Origin of the sequence: Blautia sp. DFI.1.216, from assembly GCF_020594215.1 — a bacterium.
Taxonomy (GTDB): Bacteria; Bacillota; Clostridia; order Lachnospirales; family Lachnospiraceae; genus Blautia_A; species Blautia_A wexlerae.
Genome location: NZ_JAJDML010000112.1, coordinates 1 through 2,540 on the forward strand (window position 1 = coordinate 1; position 2,540 = coordinate 2,540).

Annotated in this window: 5 protein-coding genes; all 5 read right to left on the reverse strand. The window is 39.1% G+C overall.

Features of this window, described 5'->3' with window-relative positions; all coding sequences use genetic code 11:
- Positions 1–85 precede the first annotated feature (85 nt).
- The 5 genes from LJE11_RS18815 to LJE11_RS19870 all read right to left on the reverse strand — a co-directional run bounded on the left by LJE11_RS18815 (position 86) and on the right by LJE11_RS19870 (position 2,177).
- The gene (locus LJE11_RS18815) at positions 86–547 is read right to left on the reverse strand and encodes a virulence RhuM family protein (protein WP_201927497.1); all 462 of its coding nucleotides are present in this window, start codon (positions 545–547) and stop codon (positions 86–88) included.
- A 51-nt stretch (positions 548–598) separates the two neighbouring features.
- A complete protein-coding gene (locus tag LJE11_RS18820; protein ID WP_055153835.1) occupies positions 599–787 on the reverse strand; it encodes a hypothetical protein in 189 nt (62 codons plus the stop codon).
- A gap of 97 nt (positions 788–884) precedes the next feature.
- The gene (locus LJE11_RS18825) at positions 885–1,445 is read right to left on the reverse strand and encodes an NUDIX hydrolase (protein ID WP_055153833.1); all 561 of its coding nucleotides are present in this window, start codon (positions 1,443–1,445) and stop codon (positions 885–887) included.
- Between the two features lie 57 nt (positions 1,446–1,502).
- Complete coding sequence (locus tag LJE11_RS18830; RefSeq protein WP_227296385.1) at positions 1,503–2,003, reverse strand: nitroreductase family protein; 501 nt, start codon at positions 2,001–2,003, stop codon at positions 1,503–1,505.
- Between the two features lie 39 nt (positions 2,004–2,042).
- A complete protein-coding gene (locus LJE11_RS19870; protein WP_255656390.1) occupies positions 2,043–2,177 on the reverse strand; it encodes a hypothetical protein in 135 nt (44 codons plus the stop codon).
- Positions 2,178–2,540 lie beyond the last annotated feature (363 nt).

Consider the following 2,540-nt stretch of genomic DNA (forward strand, 5'->3'; position numbering starts at 1 on the left):
AGATATCTAATCCTTTTAGGAATAAATATCTTCTGCTTTTAAGTTAATGACATTGTGTATTTACTGGGTTTCGGGCGTTTTCGTTTTATCTCGGATGATCAAAAGTAATCATAGAAGTAATCACTTCCAGGGTTGATGCCAACATTTTAGTTTGTATACTTACTGTACGCTGCAATGCCTCCAATCTCTTTTCATTAATTGCATATCCCTGGATAATATATTGTTTAAGGACTTTGTTCGCCCATTTACGAAATTCCACCCCTCGATTAGATTTTACCCTATATCCAACAGAAATAATCATATCCAGATTATAATGCTCTACCTGGTAAATTTTACCGTCTAAAGCAGTTGTCGCAAATTTTGCGACAACTGAATTATCCAACTCTTCTTTCAATGCATTATTAATATGTTTACCAATCGTCTTCACGTCTCTTTCAAATAACTCAGCTAACTGATTTCTGTTAAGCCATACAGTGCTATCTTTAACAGACACATTAAGTTTTATCTCCTTATCTGCCGTTTCAAACAAAATCAATTCATTTTTCATAATAAATTTCTCCTACTCTAACATTAGTGCTTTTTATGGTAGCATCCAGATTCATAGTAGCTCTGGAATCCAGACCAACGGATATAATTTATAGATTTCATCCTCATATTGAACCGGAACGGTAATAGAAAGAGATCTTACAAACTTCTCAACCTGCTCTACTTCTTTCGTTTGTTTATGAAAAAACATGTGAACCTCAGGCTCTTCATATTTCTCATTCTTATTCATAAATAATTTCATATGTATACCCACTACAATATTATCAAATTATTGCACTCTACTTTGTTCCACTTTCATTATGAGTAATAAACGTGCTCCAGGGCGTTTTCCTTTCAGCCTAATTCTTTTCAATGCTTTTCAGATAACTCCGCACCACTCCCAGGCCCCCTTCGGGCACACAGAATATCTCCCTGCGTTTTCCACACTGTTCATATACTTCTTCCAGATCAAACCACTGAACTTCCTCTACTTCTTCTGTCTGAAGAACAAGTTCCGCTGTATTCACAGGCTCCTGATAGATGTAGACAAAAGCAATTTCTTCATCCCGAAACATTTTTCCATGAAATTCTTTTGTGAAAGATATGGGGAAGGTTCCGGCAAAGTGCAACTGTTCCGGTGTTGCGCTGATTCCCAGTTCTTCTTTCAGTTCCCGAAGTGCAGATTCCAGTGGTTCGTCTCCTGCCTGGATGTGTCCTGCCGAGGAAGTATCAAATTTTCCCGGAAAAGAATCCTTGTTTTGTGAGCGTTTCTGTAAAAGAATCTGCACTTTGCCCTCTTTTTTCCGAATAATCCATATGTGAGCTGTTCTGTGGGGAATTCCTTCTGCATGGGCTTTTTCCCTTGATACAATCTGTCCGGCAGGATTACCTTTGCTGTCTATAACGTCAAATAATTCCATCTATTTTTCCTTCTTTATTTGTAAATAATTTCAAACAGTCATGTCTCTGTCAGTTCTTTATTCTTCGATGAAGTGAATTCTTTCTGGATCAAACCGGTCCTGCTGCGGTCTTGTCTCTGCCGGATAACCCAGTGCAAACATAGAAAAAACTTTTACATTTTCCGGAAGACCCAGAAGTCTGTGAACTTCTTCCATGTGTTCTTCTATCGGAACAATGCCAAACCATACTCCGCCCAGACCAAGAGTATCTGTTTCCAGCCAGATATTCTCTTGAGCAATGGACATGTCAATCTGTGCGAAAGATGGTGCAACAAGTCCTTCTGTATGATAGACTGGTACGATCACTGCAGGTGCCCCTGCTGCACAGCCGGTGTATGGTGTTACTTTGGACAATTTCTGGATTTTTTCTTTGTCTGTTACCACATAAAATTCCCAAGGCTGCTGGTTACATGCACTTGGCGCCTGCATTCCCGCCTTCAGGATTTCCATGATTTTTTCCTTTTCTACTGGTTTGTCTTCATATTTTCTTACACTGATTCTGTGAAAAATACTGTTCATAACTTTTCGTCTCCTTTACGAATCATTCAGTTGATCCTATTATAGCATGTATATTTTATAAAGCCTCAATTTTTTCAGCTCTTCCGGTATTTTACAGAAGGGTAGCTTCCTGTACAGATCGGCAGCTACTTTAATTTTCTGCACGATTTTCTCTCTATCCTGTTGTTTTCCCATCTATCTTTTCCCATTCATCACTATAATATAAAAAACAGCACCGGACAACTTTTTTTGTTATCCAGTGCTCATAGTCTTAAAAAGCGGTTTTATGCTGGCTGTCAGCCGTGACATCCTTCCGAATGTCTAAAATGTCGCCGATATCATTAAGTCCCCGGCGCGGACTCACCGCATCTCCCTGGTGTGGGCGTAACGCCCTTCCGAGTATCGAATAGTCCCAGTAGGCTGTATCTAATTATGGGAAGATTTTTCTATATCGCAGAAAAAAGTTTTACTCCCTCACTTCAAGCCACTGGTCAATGTTTTTGGCTTCATCATAATCAAGATATAATGACCATAAAAGGGGCGTTACTTCCATTTTTT